The organism is Bradyrhizobium sp. AUGA SZCCT0283 (assembly GCF_018130385.1).
Taxonomy (GTDB): domain Bacteria; phylum Pseudomonadota; class Alphaproteobacteria; order Rhizobiales; family Xanthobacteraceae; genus Bradyrhizobium.
This window is the reverse complement of sequence record NZ_JAFCLU010000021.1, coordinates 115409-135744: the sequence shown is the minus strand read 5'-3', so window position 1 is coordinate 135744 and position 20336 is coordinate 115409. Positions and strand designations below refer to the sequence as shown.

The 20336-nt window shown below is 63.6% G+C and carries 20 protein-coding genes; 15 read left to right on the top strand and 5 right to left on the bottom strand.

The annotated features are described in order from the left end of the window. Nucleotides 1-218 precede the first annotated feature (218 nt). From JQ624_RS26175 to JQ624_RS38750, 3 genes are all read left to right on the top strand, one after another. Nucleotides 219-1037, top strand: a complete 819-nt coding sequence (locus JQ624_RS26175) for an aldo/keto reductase (RefSeq protein ID WP_212421786.1) — start codon at nucleotides 219-221, stop codon at nucleotides 1035-1037. A gap of 64 nt (nucleotides 1038-1101) precedes the next feature. Then, the gene (locus JQ624_RS38755; protein ID WP_249130082.1) at nucleotides 1102-1473 is read left to right on the top strand and encodes a hypothetical protein; all 372 of its coding nucleotides are present in this window, start codon (nucleotides 1102-1104) and stop codon (nucleotides 1471-1473) included. A 57-nt stretch (nucleotides 1474-1530) separates the two neighbouring features. Continuing rightward, on the top strand, nucleotides 1531-1944 hold the full coding sequence (locus JQ624_RS38750; protein WP_249130081.1) for a hypothetical protein: 414 nt from the start codon (nucleotides 1531-1533) through the stop codon (nucleotides 1942-1944). Between the two features lie 88 nt (nucleotides 1945-2032). Here the strand turns inward: JQ624_RS38750 and JQ624_RS26165 are convergent, their stop codons facing one another. Then, on the bottom strand, nucleotides 2033-2710 hold the full coding sequence (locus JQ624_RS26165; RefSeq protein ID WP_212421785.1) for a DUF599 domain-containing protein: 678 nt from the start codon (nucleotides 2708-2710) through the stop codon (nucleotides 2033-2035). Between the two features lie 101 nt (nucleotides 2711-2811). Here JQ624_RS26165 and JQ624_RS26160 point away from each other — a divergent pair, with 101 nt between their 5' ends. The 4 genes from JQ624_RS26160 to JQ624_RS26145 all read left to right on the top strand — a co-directional run bounded on the left by JQ624_RS26160 (nucleotide 2812) and on the right by JQ624_RS26145 (nucleotide 5573). Continuing rightward, complete coding sequence (locus JQ624_RS26160) at nucleotides 2812-3468, top strand: glutathione S-transferase family protein (RefSeq protein WP_212421784.1); 657 nt, start codon at nucleotides 2812-2814, stop codon at nucleotides 3466-3468. Between the two features lie 297 nt (nucleotides 3469-3765). After that, entirely contained in the window at nucleotides 3766-3969 is a 204-nt protein-coding gene (locus JQ624_RS26155) for a hypothetical protein (protein WP_108517906.1), read from the top strand. 151 nt (nucleotides 3970-4120) lie between these two features. Then, nucleotides 4121-5092, top strand: a complete 972-nt coding sequence (locus JQ624_RS26150) for a hypothetical protein (protein ID WP_212421783.1) — start codon at nucleotides 4121-4123, stop codon at nucleotides 5090-5092. A gap of 40 nt (nucleotides 5093-5132) precedes the next feature. Further along, nucleotides 5133-5573 carry a DUF1489 family protein gene (locus tag JQ624_RS26145; protein ID WP_212421782.1) on the top strand — a complete coding sequence of 147 codons (441 nt, stop codon included), beginning with the start codon at nucleotides 5133-5135 and terminating at the stop codon, nucleotides 5571-5573. 13 nt (nucleotides 5574-5586) lie between these two features. Here JQ624_RS26145 and panC read toward each other — a convergent pair whose 3' ends face one another. Beyond that, nucleotides 5587-6438, bottom strand: a complete 852-nt coding sequence (panC, locus tag JQ624_RS26140; RefSeq protein WP_212421781.1) for a pantoate--beta-alanine ligase — start codon at nucleotides 6436-6438, stop codon at nucleotides 5587-5589. Between the two features lie 274 nt (nucleotides 6439-6712). Here panC and JQ624_RS26135 point away from each other — a divergent pair, with 274 nt between their 5' ends. Continuing rightward, complete coding sequence (locus JQ624_RS26135; RefSeq protein WP_212421780.1) at nucleotides 6713-7648, top strand: division plane positioning ATPase MipZ; 936 nt, start codon at nucleotides 6713-6715, stop codon at nucleotides 7646-7648. A gap of 26 nt (nucleotides 7649-7674) precedes the next feature. Here the strand turns inward: JQ624_RS26135 and JQ624_RS26130 are convergent, their stop codons facing one another. Beyond that, a complete protein-coding gene (locus JQ624_RS26130) occupies nucleotides 7675-8757 on the bottom strand; it encodes a zinc-binding alcohol dehydrogenase family protein (RefSeq protein WP_212421779.1) in 1083 nt (360 codons plus the stop codon). Between the two features lie 107 nt (nucleotides 8758-8864). Between JQ624_RS26130 and JQ624_RS26125 the strand changes: the two genes are divergently transcribed. From JQ624_RS26125 to JQ624_RS26110, 4 genes are all read left to right on the top strand, one after another. Continuing rightward, a complete protein-coding gene (locus tag JQ624_RS26125; RefSeq protein ID WP_212421778.1) occupies nucleotides 8865-9650 on the top strand; it encodes a helix-turn-helix transcriptional regulator in 786 nt (261 codons plus the stop codon). A 310-nt stretch (nucleotides 9651-9960) separates the two neighbouring features. Next, on the top strand, nucleotides 9961-10860 hold the full coding sequence (locus JQ624_RS26120) for an alpha/beta fold hydrolase (protein WP_212421777.1): 900 nt from the start codon (nucleotides 9961-9963) through the stop codon (nucleotides 10858-10860). 96 nt (nucleotides 10861-10956) lie between these two features. After that, nucleotides 10957-11721, top strand: coding sequence for a VWA domain-containing protein (locus JQ624_RS26115; RefSeq protein WP_212421776.1), 765 nt, complete (start codon nucleotides 10957-10959; stop codon nucleotides 11719-11721). Nucleotides 11722-11785: 64 nt separating this feature from the next. Further along, complete coding sequence (locus JQ624_RS26110; RefSeq protein WP_212421775.1) at nucleotides 11786-12511, top strand: DnaJ domain-containing protein; 726 nt, start codon at nucleotides 11786-11788, stop codon at nucleotides 12509-12511. A 254-nt stretch (nucleotides 12512-12765) separates the two neighbouring features. Here the strand turns inward: JQ624_RS26110 and JQ624_RS26105 are convergent, their stop codons facing one another. Further along, nucleotides 12766-14610, bottom strand: coding sequence for a D-alanyl-D-alanine carboxypeptidase (locus JQ624_RS26105; RefSeq protein ID WP_212421774.1), 1845 nt, complete (start codon nucleotides 14608-14610; stop codon nucleotides 12766-12768). A 402-nt stretch (nucleotides 14611-15012) separates the two neighbouring features. On the opposite strand from JQ624_RS26105, the gene JQ624_RS26100 reads away from it, so the two are divergent. Further along, nucleotides 15013-15351, top strand: a complete 339-nt coding sequence (locus JQ624_RS26100) for a phasin family protein (protein ID WP_212421773.1) — start codon at nucleotides 15013-15015, stop codon at nucleotides 15349-15351. 105 nt (nucleotides 15352-15456) lie between these two features. On the opposite strand, the gene JQ624_RS26095 is transcribed toward JQ624_RS26100, so the two are convergent. After that, nucleotides 15457-16839, bottom strand: coding sequence for a pilus assembly protein (locus JQ624_RS26095; RefSeq protein WP_212421772.1), 1383 nt, complete (start codon nucleotides 16837-16839; stop codon nucleotides 15457-15459). Nucleotides 16840-17343: 504 nt separating this feature from the next. Here JQ624_RS26095 and clpS point away from each other — a divergent pair. Then, complete coding sequence (gene clpS, locus JQ624_RS26090; protein WP_212421771.1) at nucleotides 17344-17676, top strand: ATP-dependent Clp protease adapter ClpS; 333 nt, start codon at nucleotides 17344-17346, stop codon at nucleotides 17674-17676. A 246-nt stretch (nucleotides 17677-17922) separates the two neighbouring features. Then, nucleotides 17923-20334, top strand: a complete 2412-nt coding sequence (gene clpA / locus JQ624_RS26085; protein ID WP_212421770.1) for an ATP-dependent Clp protease ATP-binding subunit ClpA — start codon at nucleotides 17923-17925, stop codon at nucleotides 20332-20334. The last annotated feature ends 2 nt before the right edge of the window (nucleotides 20335-20336 follow it).

Here is a 20336-nt window from a genome sequence, read left to right as displayed (position 1 = left end):
TCGACGCCTTCACACCCGAAGAATGCGCCAACTACCTTAAAAACTCAGGTTATCGAAGCTAATGCCATCACGCTTTAATTCGCGGTCTGACGCGCTTCTTCCCGCACACCCGGACCCACCCCGGATCAAGTCCGCCGCAGGCTTTCGCTCGAAAACGCTATCTGTTGGCACGGCTGTTTCTGCAGCCCATAATGGGGATCGGTCCGCGGATACAACCAATGCTGTTTGTCGAAGCCAATGGTGCAAGAATCCCGGCGATCGGGCTGGGCACCTGGGAATTGCGCGGGCGAAGCTGCGCACGCCTGGTCGAGCAGGCGCTGCGGCTCGGCTATCGCCACATCGACACCGCGCAGATGTACGAGAACGAACGCGAGGTCGGCGAGGGCCTGCGCGCCTCGGGCGTCAAGCGCGATCAGGTCTTCCTCACCACCAAGATCTGGCCCTCGCATTTCGCGCCGCACGATCTGGAGCGTTCGGCCAAGGAAAGCTTGGTGCGGCTGCGCCTGACCGACGTCGACCTGTTGCTGCTGCACTGGCCTAACCCGCAGGTGCCGCTGGCGGAGACGCTGGGCGCGCTGGCGCGGGTCAGGCAGCAGGGGCTCGCGCGGCACATCGGCGTGTCCAATTTCACCGTGGCCCTGATCGAGGAGGCGGTGGCTTCATGCTCGGAACCGCTGGTGTGCGACCAGGTCGAGTACCACCCCTATCTCGACCAGAGCAAGGTGAGGGAGGCCTGCGTGCGCCACGGCATGGCGCTGGTGGCCTATAGTCCGGTCGCCAAAGGCCGCATCAAGAGCGACCGCGCCTTGCTGCGGATCGGCGACCGCTATCGCAAGACGGCGGCGCAAATCTGTCTGCGCTGGCTGGTGCAGCAGGGCGTGGCGGCGATTCCGCGAACGTCGAAACTCGAGCGGCTCTCGGAGAACATCGATATCTTCGATTTCGAGCTGTCGGAAGAGGACATGCAACAGATTTCCACGATGGGCAGCGCCGGCGGCCGGCTCACCGATTTCGGTTTTGCGCCGAAATGGGATTGAGGGGGTGCGCCACCCGACGCTATGCTGGCAGGCCTAAGGGAATATCGAACATCGTTCCGGTGCGATGGAGCTGCGGCGGATCATACCCTCTGACATCACGGCGTCGGCGATCGCGCATGTGTCGCTGCTGACGCTGGTGTTGCTGTTTTCAGAGGTGCATCCGTTCGGCGCAGTGACCGCCGAGCAGATCCCGGTCGAGATCGTGACCGCTCAAGACCTTGCCGAGAAGCAAGCGCCTCCCGAGCCGCCGCCCGCCGAAAACAAGCCGGAACCGGCGGCAGTGCCACAGCCCGATTTCTCCCTGCTCGACATGCCGGCTGCTGTCACGGCACCTCCGCCGGCCGCACAGCCTGCCTCTGCCGCGCGGCCGCAGAAGCAGGCTGCGCTTGCCACGCCGCGCGCGGCCCCGCCGCCGCCGGTGGCACAGCCGCCATGACAACCGGCGGCGCCGGCCTACAAGCCGCCCGAGCCGGATATCTCGATCAAGTATCAGGTGTTGCTCGGCCTGCCGCCCGACCTCTCGCCATTGCCGCCGGCTCCCGCGCAAGGCCGCACCAAGGGCGACGACAATTTCGATGGGCCGGCGACCGAGGCCGCCGATATCGCGAGCACGCTCATCGCGGAATTCCGGCGGCATCTCAAGACCTGCTCGAACCTGCCGGCCTCGCTGTCGGGCGCCGACGACGTCAAGGTCAAGCTGCGCGTGTTGATGACACCGGACGGCAGGCTCGCCGCCGAGCCGATCCTGATCGAGGCCAGCGCGTCGATGAAGGGGCCGTTGCTGATGCAAGGCGCGATCCGCGCGCTGCAGGCCTGCCAGCCTTACGCGATGCTGCCGGTGGACCGCTACGGCGAATGGAAGGTGCTCGATCTCAGCTTCACGCCGCAGGATTTCTCAGCGTCCTAGTTTTTTCTTTGACGCGTTTTCTTCACGCGAACCGGTGCCCACCCCCGGATCAAGTCCGAGGGCATGCTTCGCTTGAAAACACTCTGCTCTAGTTCCCCATTGCCCGCCACGCGTTCGATGCGAACTGCCGCCGCCAGGTCACGATGACGACCAGCGCGGTTGTCGCCAGCAATACCCAGGGGCTGACGAACCAGCCGAGATAGCCGAGCGCGAAGAAGAACGCACGCTGGCCGCGGTTGAAGTGCCGCCCGGCCGCCTCGAACAAGCGCGTCGTGCGCATCACATGGGCTTCGGCTTCCGCGGTGTCGCGCTGTGACGCCGGCGGCATCGCGCCGAGCAGGATCGCGACATAGTTGAACAGGCGGTACGACCAGGCGAATTTGAAGAAGGCGTAGATGAAGATCAGGATCAGGCCGACGCATTTGATTTCCCACAGCGCGGGCGAGGGGGTGAGATCGACCGGCAGTTCACGCAGCACGGCGAGCGCATCGTTGGTCGCCCGCAGCAGCGCCAGCGCGCCGCCGATCGCGATCAGGCTGGTGGAGGCGAAGAAGGCGGTGCCGTTCTGCAGCGAGGCCATGATCTGCATGTCGACCATGCGCGCCTCGCGGTCGAGCATGTTCCGTACCCAGACCTCGCGAAAGCGGTTCATGCGCGTCGACAGGCTGTCGCGGCCATAGGCCGTGTGTTCGAGCGTGAAGCCGTAGGCCAGCCATTCCACGACGAAGAATGCGACGGCGGCGATATCGACCCAATAGGCGCGCATGTGACGAGATCCCCGATAATGGCTTGGCAATCCTGATGTACAGGTTGAACGCGTGCGGTGCACTATGGCAAGATCACGGTCGCAACAGGATTTCCCCGCAAATGTTGAAACTGGTCATCGGCAACAAGAACTATTCGTCATGGTCGATGCGGCCGTGGCTGGCGCTGCGCGCCAATGACATCCCGTTTGAGGAAGTGTTCATCCCGCTCTACACCAATGACAAGGCGGACAAGGACCGGATCTTAAGCTTTTCCCGCGCGGGCAAGGTGCCGGCGCTGATCGATGGCGACGTCACGGTGTGGGACTCGCTTTCGATCATCGAGTATCTCGCCGAGAAATACCCGCAAAGCCGGCTGTGGCCGGAGGATCGCGCGCGCCGGGCGCATGCGCGGTCGATTTCGGCGGAGATGCATTCGGGCTTCATGGCGCTGCGCAATGAATGCGGCATGAACCTGCATCGCCCGATCCGTGCGGTCGATCTGTCGGACGACGCGCGCGCCAATGTGGTGCGCGTTCAGGAAATCTGGGCCGATTGCGCCAGCCGTTACGGCAAGGAAGGACCGTTCCTGTTCGGTGCCTTCGGCGGTTCGGATGCGATGTTCGCCCCGGTGGTGCATCGCTTTCACACCTACGCCATCGAGGTGAAAGCCGAGGCGCGGCATTATTTCGATGCGATGATGTCGTTGCCGGCATTCCAGGAATGGACCCGCGCCGGCCTTGCCGAAACGCTCGTCATTGAACGGTTCGAGACGGTCTGATTTTGGGGGGCGGGGCCAGGCGGCCGGGCGGGGGCGCCGGGGGCTCCCGCGGCCGCGGCGGTCGATCACCCCTCTAACCTGTCCGATTTTGGGAAAAGCGGCCTCATTGCCGCGCAGGCGGATTCCCGGGAACCACAAGAATTGCCGCTTATCGCTCTGAAAAACATGCGGAATTTGCGCATTTGCCATGCCTCGATGTTGCTGGCTTTTGGGGGATGGGCTGTGCTAGGTTGCCGCAGGGTTCTCAAGTCGGCCGAAAGCTAGCGGGACCGTGAGCGCGGCCGGCGTTCTTGCGTGATGGAGAGGGCGTTGAAGCATAAGTACTCCGTTGGAGAGACTGTCTATTTTACTGCCAGCAACGTTGCCCGTCCGGCCGCCAGCGGCACCTATGAGGTGATCCGGCTGCTGCCGACAGATGGCGACGACTGTCAGTATCGTATCAAAAGCTCGACCGAAGCTTTCGAACGGGTCGCCAAGGAAAGCCAGCTCGCGATTTCCTGAAACAGTTGTGTGCAAGCAGCCGGCTGGCGGGGTTCCACTTCGATCGCCGTCAAAAGGCCCCGTTCGCAGAACCATTCTGCCGAAAAGCGAATGCGACAAAGACGCATTCGTCGTTCGATCGCGTTTGATGCTGCGTTAAGGGACACTGCGCATGAACTGGGCCTGGGCTGCTTCGCTGGATCACATCTGGCGCTCGCCGAACCTTCCGCTGTACCTGACGCTGGCCACGGCCGGACTTGTTGGGGTCATCGTTCTGATCACGCTGCTGCGCTCGGAGAGATCCGTGGCCAACGGCGTGCTTGCGCTCATCACGCTGCTCGCGATCGGGGTCGCCGGGGCCGTGACCTTCCGCGGCTTCGGCACGGCAAACGTGGTTCAGTCGACGGAGGCGCGTCCGGTTCAGACGGCTACCGCGCCGTTGCCGCAGCTTTCCTGTATTGACGAACTGGCCGGCGATGTAGTCCTCGCCGCGTGCGAGAAGGCGCTGTTCGGTTCGGCCGAGTCGGTGGCTGCGGCCGTGGCCTACGCCGCCTCGCAGATCACGCTGTTGACCTCGCTCGGAGATGTCGCCACCGCGAACAAGGGCGCCGGCTCCGACTTGCAGGCGCTGCGCCGCGCCGTCGAGCGCGACCGTTACGGGTTGATGGCCTATGTGCTGACGGCGCGGGACCGTTGCACGCCGTCGGCCTGCCGCGCGTTCCGCTCGCTGACCGAGACGCGCCAGATTGCGGCCAATATGGAAGACCGCGTCTATGAAAGCCTGGTCATGCGCTACGCGGCGTCGTGGAACGCGCCGCAGGCCGTGGCGGGCATGATCGCAGCGCTGCCGCCGTCGGTCCCCACGGGCAAGCCTACCAACGCCGAATTCCCGACCTCGGCCTCCACTCCCCCGGTGAACATCATGACGCCCGAGCCGCCGCTAGGCGCCGCGCCGAAGCCGTCGTCAGCTGCGGCTGCACCGGCATCGCCAGCCGCGCCGCGTCCGGCCGCGGCGACACCGCCGGCATCGCCGCAGGCGCAGGCCGCCGCCAAGAAGCCGCCGCCGGCGCCGAAGCGGCCGTCCTCTGCGCCAGTCCAACTTGCGCCGTCGGCTGCGGCGCCCACAGCTGATAACAACGAGTGATCTTTTCAAAGCGCGCACGGGCCGCTACATCGGCGGGATCATGCCGCTTCATCTCATCAAGCTTGCCGTCGGCTGCGAGTCAGTCAAGGAACTCAAGGGCTGGGTTGCCGAACGCATGGCGACCGCCAGGAAGAAGGGCCTGCCGCTTCGTCACGTCCACATCACACGGATGACGCCGAAGCGCGACGGAGAGATCCTCGCCGGCGGCTCGCTCTATTGGGTGATCAAGGGCGAAATCGCCGCGCGCGAAAAGATCATCGCGATCGAGCCGTTCCGCGACAAGGACGGTATCGGGCGGTGCCGGTTGGTGATGCAGCCCAAGGTGTTTGCGGTCTCGCCGCGGCCGATGCGTCCGTTTCAGGGCTGGCGCTACCTCGCCGGGGATGCCGCGCCGCCGGACCTCACCAAATCCTCGGCCGCCAGCGTGGCAGCGATGCCGGAACCGATGCGCCGCGAATTGCGCGATCTGGGGCTGCTCTGACCGAGCTCCCACCCTAAACCCCGATATTGTCGATCAGGCGCGTCGTGCCGAGTTTCGCGGCGACGAGGATCCGCACCGACCCATCCTTCATCGAGGTGATCGGCGCCAGCGTCTCGGCGTGCCGGGCCTCGAAATAGTCCAGCGCGAAGCCAGCGGCGCTGATCAGTTCGCGGCCGGCTTCCATCGCGGTCTCGAATTCGTCTCCGGCCTTCAGCCGCCTGGCGGTTTCCTTCATGGCGCGGTAGAGCGTCGGCGCCGTCTGCCGTTCCTCGGGCGAGAGGTAGACGTTGCGCGAGGACATCGCCAGCCCGTCGCGTTCCCGTACGGTGCGCGAGCCGATCACCTTGACGCCGAGGTCGAGATCGGCGGCCATCCGCGTCACCACCCGCAATTGCTGAAAATCCTTCTCGCCGAAGATCGCCACATCCGGCCGGACCTGCGTGAACAGCTTTCCGACCACGGTGGCGACGCCGCCGAAGAAATGCGGCCGGAAACGATCTTCGAGGCCGGCGGTGGCCGGACCTTCCGGCACGATACGGGTGGCGAAGCCGTCCGGGTACATCGCTTTGACGTCCGGATTCCAGATCAGGTCGACCTTTTCGGCGGCGAGTTTGGCGAGGTCGGCTTTCCAGGTACGCGGGTACGAACCGAAATCCTCCGTCGGCGCGAACTGCGTCGGGTTGACGAAGATCGAAACGACGACTTTTTGCGCCCGGCGCTTCGCGAGCCGCACCAGCGACACGTGTCCGTCATGAAGCGCTCCCATGGTCGGCACCAAAGCGACGGCAGCCTTTCGGGAGCGCAAGGCCTCGACGGCGCGCCGCAAGGCGGGAACGGTACGGACGACCATGGGACTTCGCGACATCTGGCCTCGATCTCTTGCAGCTTCTGACGGGGTGAGGGGGGCCGGCGGCCCCGAGCCTTTCGGCGGGCGCGACGACCTTATAAGGCCAGAGCATCGCCGCCAAGTTTGCTTGGGTATGGCGCGCCTGCGGCAGCTAACGCGAGTCCGGAAGCGACATCGCAACCGTCGGGATTCATCATTAAAGACACGCCGCGAGCGAATTGAATGCGTCGTCGCGCATTTCACTTGACGCGCAGCCGCGCGTGACTTGAAGATATCGTGCGGGGGTTGAGTCATGTTGGTTCAGGCGAGTCAGGGTCAATTCGGTTCAGCGCACGTCGTGGTGCTGGGCAACGAGAAGGGCGGGTCGGGAAAATCCACCTCCGCGCTGCATATCGCCGTCGCCCTGATGAAGGCCGGACAGCGTGTCGCCACCATCGATCTCGACTGCCGCCAGCAGAGTTTTACCCGCTACATCGCCAACCGGAGCGCGTGGGCCCGCCGCACCGGTCTCGACCTCGAAATCCCCGTGCACTACTGCGTCAAGCTCGGCGAGACGATGCAGATCGCCGACAATGAAAACTCCGAGTTCCAGCAGTTCATGGAGGCGGTGAGCGCCATCGAGCGCGCCTTCGATTTCATCGTCATCGATACGCCGGGTTCCGACTCCTATCTGATGCGTCTGGCGCATTCGATGGCGGACACGCTGGTGACCCCGATCAACGACAGCTTCCTCGATTTCGACGTACTCGGCACCGTCGATCCCGCGACCTATTCCGTGACCGGCGAGAGCCATTATGCGGAGATGGTGCGCGACGTCAGGCGCAAGCGCCGTCAGATCGACGGCGCCACCACCGACTGGATCGTGGTACGCAACCGCCTGTCGATGATCGGTTCGCGCAACAAGCAGTTGGTCGCCGACAGCCTGAAAGATCTTTCGCTGCGGCTCGGCTTCCGCTCGATCGACGGATTTGCCGAGCGCGTGGTTTACCGCGAATTCTTTCCGCGCGGACTGACGGCGCTGGACGACATCGACGAGGCGACGCTGGGAACCCGGCCGAGCATGGGCCACGTCACGGCCCGCGAGGAAGTGACCAGTCTGTTGCGCCAGCTAAAGCTGCCGCTCGACGAGCGCGGCCGCCGCCGCGCCGCCAACCGCGCCGAATGGTTCACCCAGGTCGACAAGCCGCTCGAAGTCCATGACATCCTCGGCGACATCATCAGCGCGTGAGCCTTGACCATCGCCTGAACCTTGGCCTATCGCGGCTCTATCACCGTCATTTTGAAAGGACCGCTGTGGGCGGCGGCATGCGCGACCGCCTCGTTGGCGCGGTCGAGACGGAAGGCCGTGATCTCGAAATGACCGAGGTCGACCAGGCCTGAGCGGATCAGGCCTGCCATCAGGGTGGCCGCATGCGGCGGGTACATCCATTGCCCGCGGAGCGTGATGCAGTTTCGCATCATCCACGGGTAGGGCAGGTCGAGGCCGGCGCCGCCAAGCATGCCGACGCCGCCCATCAGCACCACCCGCCCGTATGGCCGTACCGCCAGGATGGCGGTCCGCGCCTGCACGGCATTGGCGGCAGGCGGGAGGATGTCGAGCACGCAGTCGATCGGGCCGGGTGCCGCCTGCAGGATGCGCGCGCGATCGTCGGCCTCGTGGCCGCGCATCGGCACGGTCCGGACGCGGGCGCCGAACCGCCGCGTCAGTTCGGTGAGCGCCTGCTCGTTCCGCCCGGTCGCGACGACGCACTGCGCCCCCATCCCCAACGCGACGGCGACGGCGGCGCTGCCGAAACCGCCGGTGGCGCCGTTGACCAGCGCGATCTCTCCGGCTTGCAGGTTCGCGGCGAGGAACCCGCCATAGGGCACGAGCAGCGTGCCGAGCGTGCACCATCGGCCTGCGTCCTTCTCGTCGATGTCGCCGATCGGAACCGCGTTTTCCGTCGGCAGCCGCATTTGTTCGGCCCACGCGCCGTCGTGGAAATATCGTTGCAGGCGCAGGCCTCCCTCGCTGCCGGCGGTGAGGCCCTGCAGGGCGATATCGGGCGATAGCGCGTTGTCGCGTGAGCGCACGGTCGGATCGCAATAGACCCAGTCGCCAGGACGAAGCCGGGTCGCATCGGGGCCGGTAGCGCGGATGCGGCCGATCGCGCCGGGGCCCGGCACCACAGGCAGTTCCAGGAGGTATTTTCGCTCCCCGCTGAGCACTTCGTTGGCGTAGGCCAGCACACGGCTCGCCACGACGTCGACAATGACCTCGCCGGTGCCAAGCCGCGGGTCGGGGAGAGTTTCGATCGCAAGCGGCGATCCGAACGCATTCAGGACGGCAGCCTTCATGGGGCCTCCTCATTTCGATGAAAGCGCATTCTCGCGAGCCTTCACTGTCCTAGCAAGACCTGGTATTATCCTAGGACTGTTAGACCCCTTCTCAGGTTACGGCGCGCATGGCGGCATCAGGCACGAATTCGAGGCAAAGCGAACTCGGCGACTTCCTGCGGTCGCGGCGGCAGAAGCTGACGCCGAAGGCGGTCGGCCTGCCGGTGGGCCGGCGGCGGCGCACGCCCGGCCTGCGGCGGGAGGAGGTGGCCGAACTCGCCGGCATCGGCGTCGACTGGTACATCCGCCTCGAGCAGGGACGATCCGTCAGCCCTTCGGCTGCGACGATCGACGCGCTGGCGCGCGCGTTGCGGTTGACCAAAGCCGAACACCGGCATCTGACGGAGTTGACGCAAAATGCCGACCGGCGACCCTTCGTCCGCGAGACCGTTCCGCCTGCGGTCCGGCGCGCGGTCGAACAGCTCAACCTGCCGGCCTATGTCACCGGACGGCGTTGGGACATTCTCGTATGGAATGCGGCTGCTGAAGAAATCTTTGCGTTCAGCCGGCTGGCGGAGGCCGATCGCAACAGCCTGCTGTCGGTGCTGACCAACCCCGCGACGCGGCAGTTGTTCGGCGCGTCATGGGCGGATGAGGCCAGACGCATCGTGGCCCAGTTCCGCGCGACACATGACTTGTGGGCCGGCGATCCCGCCTTCCGCGACCTGCTGGCACGTCTGCGCGAAGGCTGTCCCGAATTTGCAGGCTGGTGGGAGGCCCATGACATCAGCGGCGTCGCGGCTGGACGGAAATCCTTGATCCATCCCAAGAAGGGCCGGCTCAAACTGGAGTATGCGAGCTTCCAGGCCAATGACGACCCGGCTTTGAAGCTCGTCATCTACACGATGGTCTAAATTTCGGGGGGTTGTGGTATTCCCGCACCTGTAGGCTGCAGGTTCCCGGGAACCAAGCCTGCAGTATGCCGTTTTCCTTAGAGTTTTATCTAACGCTCGAACCGAAGCTTGATTGGAGGCGTCGTAAGGAAAAGCGGGTCGGATTTGTGGGGACTGAGCGGCTGCACAATGGATAGGTGCATCGCACAATGATCAGGCGGTCAACACACAACATTTGGCCTTTATGTCACGCCATCGTGACATATATCATCAACAAGGGACCGAAAGAGTCTCAAACAGGGTTGGCCCCTAGTGGGGTGCGAGGACGAATATGAAACGTGGAATTCTAGTTCTGCTTTCACTCTCCGTGCTGGTCGCTGTCGCGTATTTCACCGCGAACAAGTGGGCGATCCGGCACGAGACGATCGCGTTCCACGATCCCGACCGCGACAATCGTCTTGTCGCCGTTCATATCGCCGTTCGCCGCGACAAGGAAACGCAGGCCAACGCCGGCTTGATCAAATTGCCGGTTGCGATTCTAAATCACGGCAACACCGTCAAGAACACCGAGTACTCGTTCTTGTCTACCGTCTTCGCTTGGCGCGGATATCTCGCGATCAGCCCGCAGCATGACCTGCCGACCGATCCGCCGATGGTGACCAAGGTCGGCGAGCCCTATGTCGGCCGTCTGCCGCAGATTCAGCGCGGCGTGGCCAACATCCATTTCGCTATCCACGAAATGAAGAAGGTCCAGCCCAACGCCGACTATGAGAAGGTGACGATGGTCGGCCATTCGATGGGCGGCGACATCTCGATGTATTTCGCCAGGCAGTATCCCGACGAAATCAAGAAGGTCGTGACGCTGGACAATCTGCGCGTGCCGTTCCTGACCGACGGCAAGTTCAAGATCCTGTCGTTCCGTTCCAAGGATACGCATTTCAAGCCGGACCCCGGCGTGGTGCCTGACGATGAGCAGTGCGAGCAGGCCGGCATCACGGTCGTGAATACCGGCTTCCAGCACAACGACATGCGGGACACCGGGCCTGACGCAGCCAAATCCTCGATCCAGTCGATGCTCGACAAGTTCCTCGACGAGTCCGACAAGAGCGGCGCGCTGAAGCCGGTGCCGACCAAGGTGCCCGACGTCCTGAGCAGCAGCCCGGGACCGGTGCCGCTGTCCGTCCCGTTGGCCAGCAATCCGGCACCGAAGAACAAGCCCGTCACGAACTAGGCGGCTGATGGCCGTCGTTGCGGCACTGCCCGGCGCATTGACCGCCGCCGGGCGCCGTCCCACATAGAGCTTGCTGCTGCTTACCTGCGAGCGCTCATGGCCGGCGAACCCATCAAACCGAAATCGGCAGGCGATGTTGCTTCGGCAAAGGCCGAGGCGCGCAAGGGCGGACCGCTGCCGGAGACCAAGGCGTCGGCGTCGGAAGACATCGCGGCCTTCGTGGCGAAAGCGCGTGCGATGTCGCCGCACAGCCCGGGTGCCAGGGGAAGGCTAGTGTTTGCGCTCGACGCCACCATGAGCCGGCAGCCAACCTGGGACATGGCCTGCGCGCTGCAGGCGGACATGTTTCGCGAGGCGGCTTCGCTCGGCAGCCTCGACATCAGGCTGGTCTATTACCGCGGCTTCAACGAATGCCGCGCCACCGGCTGGATCTCCGATTCCGCGCAACTGGCGAGGTTGATGGGCAAAATCGACTGCCAGGGCGGCAACACCCAGATCGGCAAGGTGCTGTCGGAGGCGCGCCGCGAGGCGGTGGCGTCTGGCGTGCGCGCCGTGGTGTTCGTCGGCGACGCCATGGAGGAGGCGGTCGACGATCTCTGCACCAAGGCCGGCGAACTCGGCCTGCTCAAGGTGCCGGTGTTCATGTTTCAGGAAGGCCACGACGCCACAGCCGAACAGGCCTTCCGCGAGATTGCGCGGCTTACCGGCGGCGCATGGTGCAGGTTCGATCCCGGTGCCGCGGCGCAGTTGCGCGAGCTCCTGCGCGCCGCCGCAGCCTATGCCGCCGGCGGGCGCGAAGCGCTGCTGCGGCTATCGAAAACCGCAAGCGGCGCGGCCGCACTGATCGGCCAGATGAAGTGATTACTTTGGTTGCCTCCGGGCCGGACGCCATGCTTTTCGGCGCGGGTGCCGCTATATTAGAGCCATGCCAACCCTGATTGCCGGCGTCGTCGCCGTTGTCGTTCTATACTTGCTGCTGCAGATGTTTCGTGCAGCCAACCCGGTCGTGCTCGCGCGCGGAATCAAGATCGCGGGCGGCGTCATCGCGCTGGCGGTCGCGGCCTTCACCGGCCTGCGCGGCGAACTCGCCGTCGCAATTCCGCTCGGCATCTTCGGCGCCGGGCTGCTCGGCTGGTCGCCGTTCGGGCCCGGTAGCTTCAGCAATATCGGCGGGCTCTTCGGTGGCGGCGCGCAGCGTTCGTCAGGACAGGCTTCGCGCGTGCGCTCGCAATTTCTCGACATGAGCCTCGATCACGACAGTGGCGAACTGTCGGGCCGGATCGTAGACGGGCCGAATGCCGGGCGCTCGCTCGACGAATTCGACCTGCCGCAGTTGATCGCGATGATACCGGCCTTCGACGCCGAGAGCGTCGCCTTACTTGAAAGCTATCTTGACCGCCGGTTTCCCGCTTGGCGTCAGAACGCGCAGGGCGACACGGCAGGGGGGCAGCGCCGCGCGGCGGCGAGCGGAAAAATGACGGACGAGGAGGCCTATCAGATCCTTGGCTTGCAGCCGGGGGCGGGGCGTGACGACATCAGCCGGGCGCACCGCGCCCTGATGAAGAAACTGCATCCCGACCAGGGGGGCTCGACGTACCTCGCTGCCCGTGTAAACGAGGCCAAGGATACCCTTCTTCGCACGCATCTTTAGCTAACTCCGGCTCACGCCACCGACGCTACAAACCGAGAGTTGCTTCTGTTCTCTGACTAACGCCCCATATCGCCCGCCGTTGTCCGGCGTGGTCGATCGTTCATTGCAGGGAAACTTAGCCGTAAATTCTTGACGAGAAGTTTTCGCTGGCCGCATTGGGCGTGATTGACCGAGAGCCGCAGCGACTGTGTTTGGAAAACAACAAAGCCGGCGCTTGCGGCGCCGGCTTTGCGAACTTCAGCGGGAAGTCCGGATCAGTTGCGAACGGTCATGCAGGAAATGTCGGCGCGCTTGAGCGTGCGGCATACCGCTTCGGCCTGATCGCGATCGAGACCGGCGAAGCGGGCGCGGAATAGCGTGCGGTTGTCTTTGGACACGACCGGCTCGGTGAAAGGATCGGCCTTGCTGAGCAGGGCGCTGGCCTTGGTACGGGCGAGGTCGATCCGCTGCTTGGCTTCGCTTTCGCTTTCGAGGGCGCCGACCTGGACGATCCAGCCGGTGCGAACCACGGCCGGCGCAGCCGGCTTGACGGCGTCGTTCTGTTGCACGGCCTGCGCTTGGGCACGGGGCGCCGGATCGGCATAGGCCAGCGCTTGCGCGTGCGAGGCGTGCGCCTGTGCCAGGCTGGAAGCGGGCAACACGCCGAGCACGCCGTTCCCGGTGCCGTGGCCGGCCGGCTGCTGCGGCATGGCTGCCCTGAGGGCTTCCCTGGCGGCTTCGGCCTTGGCCTCGGCGGCGTTTGCGACAACGGCGCTGGAGGTTTCGGCAACTTCGGGACGGGCAGGGATGGCGCTGGTGATCGGCGGCGCCACTGGCTGCGAGGGGCCGGCGGCCGCCAGTTTCATCGGGCCGGCCTTGACCTGAACCGTCTTGACCTTGACCGGCTTCATTGGCTCAGCCGAGCCCGGGATCGCGGAAATCTGCTGGGTCTGAATGACGCCGCTGGTCAATGGCGCGGGTTCGGGCTTGGCTTGCGACTCGAATTTGTTCTGCTCGACCTTGGGCGGCGGGGGCAGGGCAGCGGCGGCGGCCGCCATCAGGGATGGTTTTGCCGGGGCAATCGAGCGGGTCACGGGCATGGCCGCGAGCCCCGGTTCGGCGAGGGCGCTGCCGGACTGAGTCGTTTCGGCCGGACGCGAAGCGGTCTCGGCTTCGGCCACATCGACGGTGCCGTCGGCGGGATTGCGCTCGGTGATCGCGGCCACGGTACGCTTGGTCGCGCCCTTCTCCAGGTTCTCGGCCAGCAGGTTGCGCATGGTGGCGTCACGCGAACCGCCGCTGCGGCCGCCCAGCACCACGCCGATGAGGTGGCGGTTGCCACGGCGCATCGAGCTCACGAGGTTGAAGCCGGAGGCGCGGGTGTAGCCGGTCTTGATGCCATCGACGCCTTCGACATTGCCGAGCAGGCGATTGTGGTTGCGGATCGACTGGCCGCGATAATTGAACACCGTGGTCGCAAAATAACGGTAGTAGCGCGGATAGCGATCCTGGATCGCGCGGCCGAGCGTGGCCTGATCGCGCGCCGTGGTCAGTTGCTCGTCGTTGGGCAGGCCCGACGCGTTGCGGTAGGTGGTCTTGCTCATGCCGAGCGCCCGCGCCTTGCGCGTCATCAGCCTGGCGAATTCGTCTTCATTGCCGGCAATGGCTTCCGCGATCACGACGGCGGCGTCGTTGGCGGAACGCGTCACCAGGCCCTTGATGGCATCCTCGACCTTGAGTGTCTGGCCGGGCTTTAGACCGAGCTTGGTCGGCGCCTGTTCGGAGGCGTGCTCGGAGACTTCCATCTCGGTGTCCAGCTTCATCTTGCCGGCGTCGAGGCGCTCGAACAGCAGATAAAGCGTCATGATCTTGGTCAGCGACGCCGGGCGGCGGATACCGTCGGGATTGTTGGAACTGAGCACCGCGCCGGAATTGCCGTCGACGATGATGGAGGAGAACTGCGGGCTGTAGCTTTCGCGCACGACATGGTGGTGCCGACGGTGCTTGTAGCGGCGCGCTTCAGCGCTCTCGCTCGAGATCAGGATCGCGGTCGTGAAGGTAATGAGCCCGAGGGCGCACACGCGCAAAGTGCGCGAGGAAGCCAAGGTTGTACGAAGCATTTACTTCCCCGTCCCAATTTCTGTCTTGATCACCGGCTCGTGAGGCAAAATTGTGCCCACCAACCGCTGATGCTCCCCCGTTCGAAGTACCGATCCGGCTATTACGCGCGGCCGGGTTGGCCGATCGGGTCGCTGTTCTAGCTAAGATGCTGTTCACACACAGCTTTCATGCTGTCTGTCGGAAGGCGAACATGTCCAGGAATCAGGTTAGGCGGAGCGAGTTTCCAAAAGATTAATTAACCGTTGCGTAAGACCCCGGATTTTTGCGCTAATTCGCCATATTTGTGCGTCGCACAATATTTCTTGACTTTATTGTGCGGTGCACATATACAGATGGTGGTCAGGGGGCCGGGACCTCCCGGCAATCAGTTTACACCTGCAGTCTGGGAAAGGACTCCATCGATGGTCAAGGTTGAAGACATTCAGAACTACGGCAAAGAGCATCTCGAATCGGTTGCCGCTTCCGCGAGCAACCTGCAGAGCGGCGTTCAGGCGATCGCCACCGCCTATGGCGATTATGCCAAGAAGTCGTTCGAAGACACCAAATCGTTCGTTGAAAAGCTCTCCGGCGTGAAGTCGCTGGACAAGGCGATCGAAGCGCAGACCGAATTCGCGCGCTCTTCCTACGAGACCTTCGTCGCCGAAACGCAGAAGATCGCGGGGCTCTACACCGATCTCGCCAAGCAGACCTTCAAGCCCTACGAAGGCCTGGTCTCGAAGTTCACCCCGGCCGCGCGCTAATTCGTTCGCGATTTCATATTCGGCAATTAAAAAAGCCCGGCCGTTGCGGCCGGGCTTTTTCTTGTTCTTGGCGCCTCGATTTTTTCTTGGCGCCTCGATGGAGGCTTACTTGTAGACGCGCAGCTTGGCCAGCGACTGGCCGATCGAATTGAACACCGACAAGGTCTGGTTCGGATCGGTGACCAGGAAGAACTTGTCCGTGCCGCTGGCGCAGTATTGCAGGACCGCCGAGGTCGGGTCCCCGCCGGTGTTGACCTGCACGGTATAGATCACGATGTTGGCCGCCTTGGCGTTGTCGCACAGGATCTTCTGGCGGGCGTCGATCTGCGACGCGTTCGAGTACCAGCGGTTTTGCGTGTTGAGACCGTCTGACAGCAGAACGATGGCCTCCTTGTAGGTATAGTTGGCGGTATCCTTGGCCGGCGCGTTGAAGGGATCGCTCATGCCAAGCGTCAGCCAGCCCCAGGCCAGCCCGATGCCCTGGTTGGTATTGCCGGTGGGCTGCAAGGCGTCGATCGCCGTCTTGATCGAGGACCAGTCGTAGCTCAGCGGCACGATCTGCCCCACGCGGGTGCTGCTGCCGGTTTTGCAATAATACGTGCTTCCGGAGACATATTCTTCGGCCACGACCATCGTCGGCGCGTTGGCCGATGTCGGTGTCGTGTTCTTGGTGTCGTAGTCTTGGGTACGGTCGGTGACGCAGCCGGTCCATTTGGTCCGATCCGGCGTCCAGGTCTTTCCGTAGTACTTGCAGGTATCCCTGTCCGTGTAGCTCGACTTGCTGCAGGTGCCCCAGGTGTTGGTGTAGGACTGAGAATCCCACCGCGACCAGTCGATCCAGGTCGAGTTGTAATAGCTGCTGCCGAGATTGACGTCCTTGGCGAATGGAACCATCGAAATGTAGATGTCGCCGGGATTCTTGGCGAGCGCGCCGAGTTGATCGACCAAGCTCTTGGCGGCCGTCTGCATCGCGCCCATCTTGCCGCTCGAGGACATCGATCCCGTTACGTCGAGCACCATCGCGACGCGCATGCGCACGTTACCCCAGGCCGAGGTGGAACTGGTGTTGAAATCCATGGTCGGGAAGCCGACGACCCGCATGAAACCGGTTTCGATGTTGCCGGAGCCGTTGACCAGGATCGTCGAGCCGTTGCCGGAATTCTGGGTATAGGTCGCCGTAATCGCGATCGACTTGGTTTCCGTGTTGGTGAAGAGGGCCCTGAAATAGGCGTCTGCCTTCGCGGAGATTTGCGAGGTTGTGATGGTGCCCTCGGTCAGGTCCTTCGCCAGCATCAGGGCGGTGGAGTCGAGGGCGGCCTGCATCGAGGATCGGGCGCTGACGGCGCGGGTGTAATCGACCGCCGCCCCGACGAAACTGATGATCGGGATGACCGCGATCCCAAAAAGGATCGCGATATTGCCGTCGTTTGCGCCGGCGAACCGGCGGGCGGCCGCGCGAAGGCGACGGAAAACGACTGTATCGAGCATGGCTCTCACCGCAAATGTGATTTCTACGGGCATTTCCGCCCTGGCCGCTAAACAGGCGGTAAACCGGTTCCGCCAAAAACGGGTCAAAGCCTGCGCATCGCCGAACCGGCAGCCAAAAGCGCCTGCTATCGTCAACGGCGGCTAAACGGGCGGTCGCTGTCCTTTGTCAAATCCGGTAGAAACGATTAACCTTGGTCCGGATAGCCGAGCCGGGAATCGGGCCGGTCTGGGATCGTGTCAGCCAGCGTTAACGCGCTTGCGGCGGTCCGGCGGCAGACCCATATTCCAGGTGCCGATCCGGCCAACGGGTCGGACCGGGAGCGGCGATCTGGAAAAATGCGTTGCTGGGTGCTTCGCGGTGGCTCACGCCAGAGCCGATCGCGAGTGGACCAGGATGCGCTCTCCGGTCACCCCTTTTGGAATTCGAACGCCTGAGCCATGTTGCAGCCAACCTTCAAAGCTTGTTCGTCCGTGCCGGCAAAGTCATCTGCTTCTGCTCCCCGAATGAGCAATGACGAGAACCGCAATACCGGAACCGGTGGGCCGTCGACGTCGGTCATCACCAAGGTCAAGCCGAAGACCAAGCGTCCGAACCTGTATCGCGTCCTGATTCTGAACGACGACTACACGCCGATGGAGTTCGTCGTTCATGTGCTGGAGAAATTCTTCCAGAAGGACGCCGAAGCGGCCACCAAGATCATGCTCCATGTGCATCATCACGGGATCGGCGAGTGCGGCGTGTTTACCTACGAGATTGCCGAGACCAAGGTCACGCAGGTGATGGATTTTGCGCGCAAGCACCAGCATCCCCTGCAATGCGTGATGGAAAAGAAATAGCCGCGCACGGCCCGCGACCCGGCCGGAGAGACGGAACGGGTCTTGCATCGCTTGGTGTTGACGGAAGCCGATCGTATTCCCGGCAGTTTTTCGGGGGGAGGGCGCGTGAATTTGGAGAAAAACCACGCTTGCGGAACCGGTCTTTCGCCACGATCGTAGGTAACTATATGACAGGGGATGACGAAGGTTGTTGTTGCCTGACCGGGTAATGGCGATCATGATGACCGGGGGCCATAGAGGACGCGAATGCCAACTTTTTCCCAAAGCCTTGAACAATCCCTGCATCGTGCGCTGGCGATTGCAAACGAGAGGCATCATCAATATGCGACGCTCGAACATCTTCTGCTTTCGCTGATCGATGACTCGGATGCGGCGGCGGTGATGCGCGCCTGCAGCGTCGATCTCGACAAGCTGCGCACGAGCCTCGTCAATTATCTCGAGACCGAATTCGAAAATCTGGTGACTGACGGCGCCGACGACGCCAAGCCGACCGCCGGATTCCAGCGCGTGATCCAGCGCGCGGTGATTCACGTCCAGTCCTCCGGTCGCGAAGAAGTTACCGGCGCCAACGTGCTGATCGCGATCTTCGCGGAGCGCGAAAGCCATGCCGCCTATTTCCTGCAGGAGCAGGACATGACGCGGTACGACGCGGTCAATTATATCAGCCACGGCATCGCCAAGCGGCCGGGTGTCTCCGAAGCGCGCCCCGTGCGCGGCGTCGACGAGGAGACCGAGACCAAGGGCAACGAGGACGCCAAGAAGAAGGGCGAGGCGCTCGAGACCTATTGCGTCAACCTCAACAAGAAGGCGCGTGACGGCAAGATCGATCCGGTGATCGGACGCAATTCCGAGATCAACCGCGCGATCCAGGTGCTGTGCCGCCGCCAGAAGAACAATCCGCTGTTCGTGGGCGAGGCCGGCGTCGGCAAGACCGCGATCGCGGAAGGGCTCGCCAAGCGCATCGTCGATTCCGAAGTGCCGGAAGTGCTGGCGGCCGCCACCGTGTTCTCGCTCGACATGGGCACGCTGCTCGCGGGCACACGCTATCGCGGCGACTTCGAGGAGCGCTTGAAGCAGGTGCTGAAGGAACTGGAGGCGCATCCGAACGCCATCCTGTTCATCGATGAAATCCACACCGTGATCGGGGCAGGGGCCACCTCCGGCGGCGCGATGGACGCGTCCAACCTGCTCAAGCCGGCGCTGGCGTCCGGCACGATCCGCTGCATGGGGTCGACGACGTACAAGGAATACCGCCAGCACTTCGAAAAGGACCGCGCGCTGGTGCGCCGGTTCCAGAAGATCGACGTCAACGAACCGACGGTGGAAGATGCGATCGCGATCCTGAAGGGCCTCAAACCCTATTTCGAGGATTACCATCGGCTGAAATACACCAACGAGGCGATCGAGGCGGCGGTGCAATTATCGTCGCGCTACATCCACGATCGCAAGCTGCCGGACAAGGCGATCGACGTGATCGACGAGTCGGGCGCGGCGCAGATGCTGGTCGCCGAGAACCGGCGCAAGAAGACCATCGGCATCAAGGAAATCGAGACCACGATCGCGACCATGGCGCGGATTCCGCCCAAGAGCGTATCGAAGGACGATGCCGAGGTGCTGAAGCACCTCGAGCAGACCCTGAAGCGCGTGGTGTTCGGCCAGGACAAGGCGATCGAATCGCTGTCGGCGTCGATCAAGCTGGCGCGTGCCGGCCTGCGCGAGCCGGAGAAGCCGATCGGCTCCTATTTATTCTCGGGTCCGACCGGTGTCGGCAAGACCGAGGTCGCCAAACAGCTTGCCGCCTCGCTCGGCGTTGAGCTGCTTCGCTTCGACATGTCCGAATATATGGAGCGGCATACGGTGTCGCGCCTGATCGGCGCGCCTCCCGGCTATGTCGGCTTCGACCAGGGCGGCCTGTTGACCGATGGCGTGGACCAGCATCCGCACTGCGTGGTGTTGCTCGACGAAATCGAGAAGGCGCATCCGGATCTCTACAACGTGCTGCTGCAGATCATGGATCACGGCCGGCTGACCGACCACAACGGCAAGCAGGTTAATTTCCGCAACGTGATCCTGATCATGACCACGAATGCGGGCGCGGCCGACTTAGCGCGCCAGGCCTTCGGCTTCACGCGCAACAAGCGGGAAGGCGACGACCACGAAGCGATCAACCGCCAGTTCGCGCCGGAATTCCGCAACCGGCTGGATGCGATCGTCTCGTTCGCCCATCTCAATGCCGACGTCATCGGAATGGTGGTGGAGAAGTTCGTCCTCCAGCTCGAGGCGCAGCTCGCCGACCGCGACGTCACCATCGAACTGTCGGAGCCCGCCAAGGCCTGGCTGATCGAACATGGTTACGACGAGCAGATGGGCGCGCGTCCAATGGCGCGCGTGATCCAGGAGCACATCAAGAAGCCTTTGGCGGACGAGGTGCTATTCGGTCACCTGAAGGGCGGCGGCCATGTCCGCGTCGTGCTGGTCAAGGACGAGGCAGGCGCCGACGGCAAGGACAAGATCGGCTTCGAGTTCGTCGAAGGACCGGTCACGCCGAAGCCGGAAAAGCTGCCCGGTGCCCGCAAGCGCAAGCCGAAACCGGGCGGCCCCAACGGGGGCGGCGGCTCGAAGGGGCCGGCCTCGCGGGGGCCGCTGGTCAAGGCGTAAGC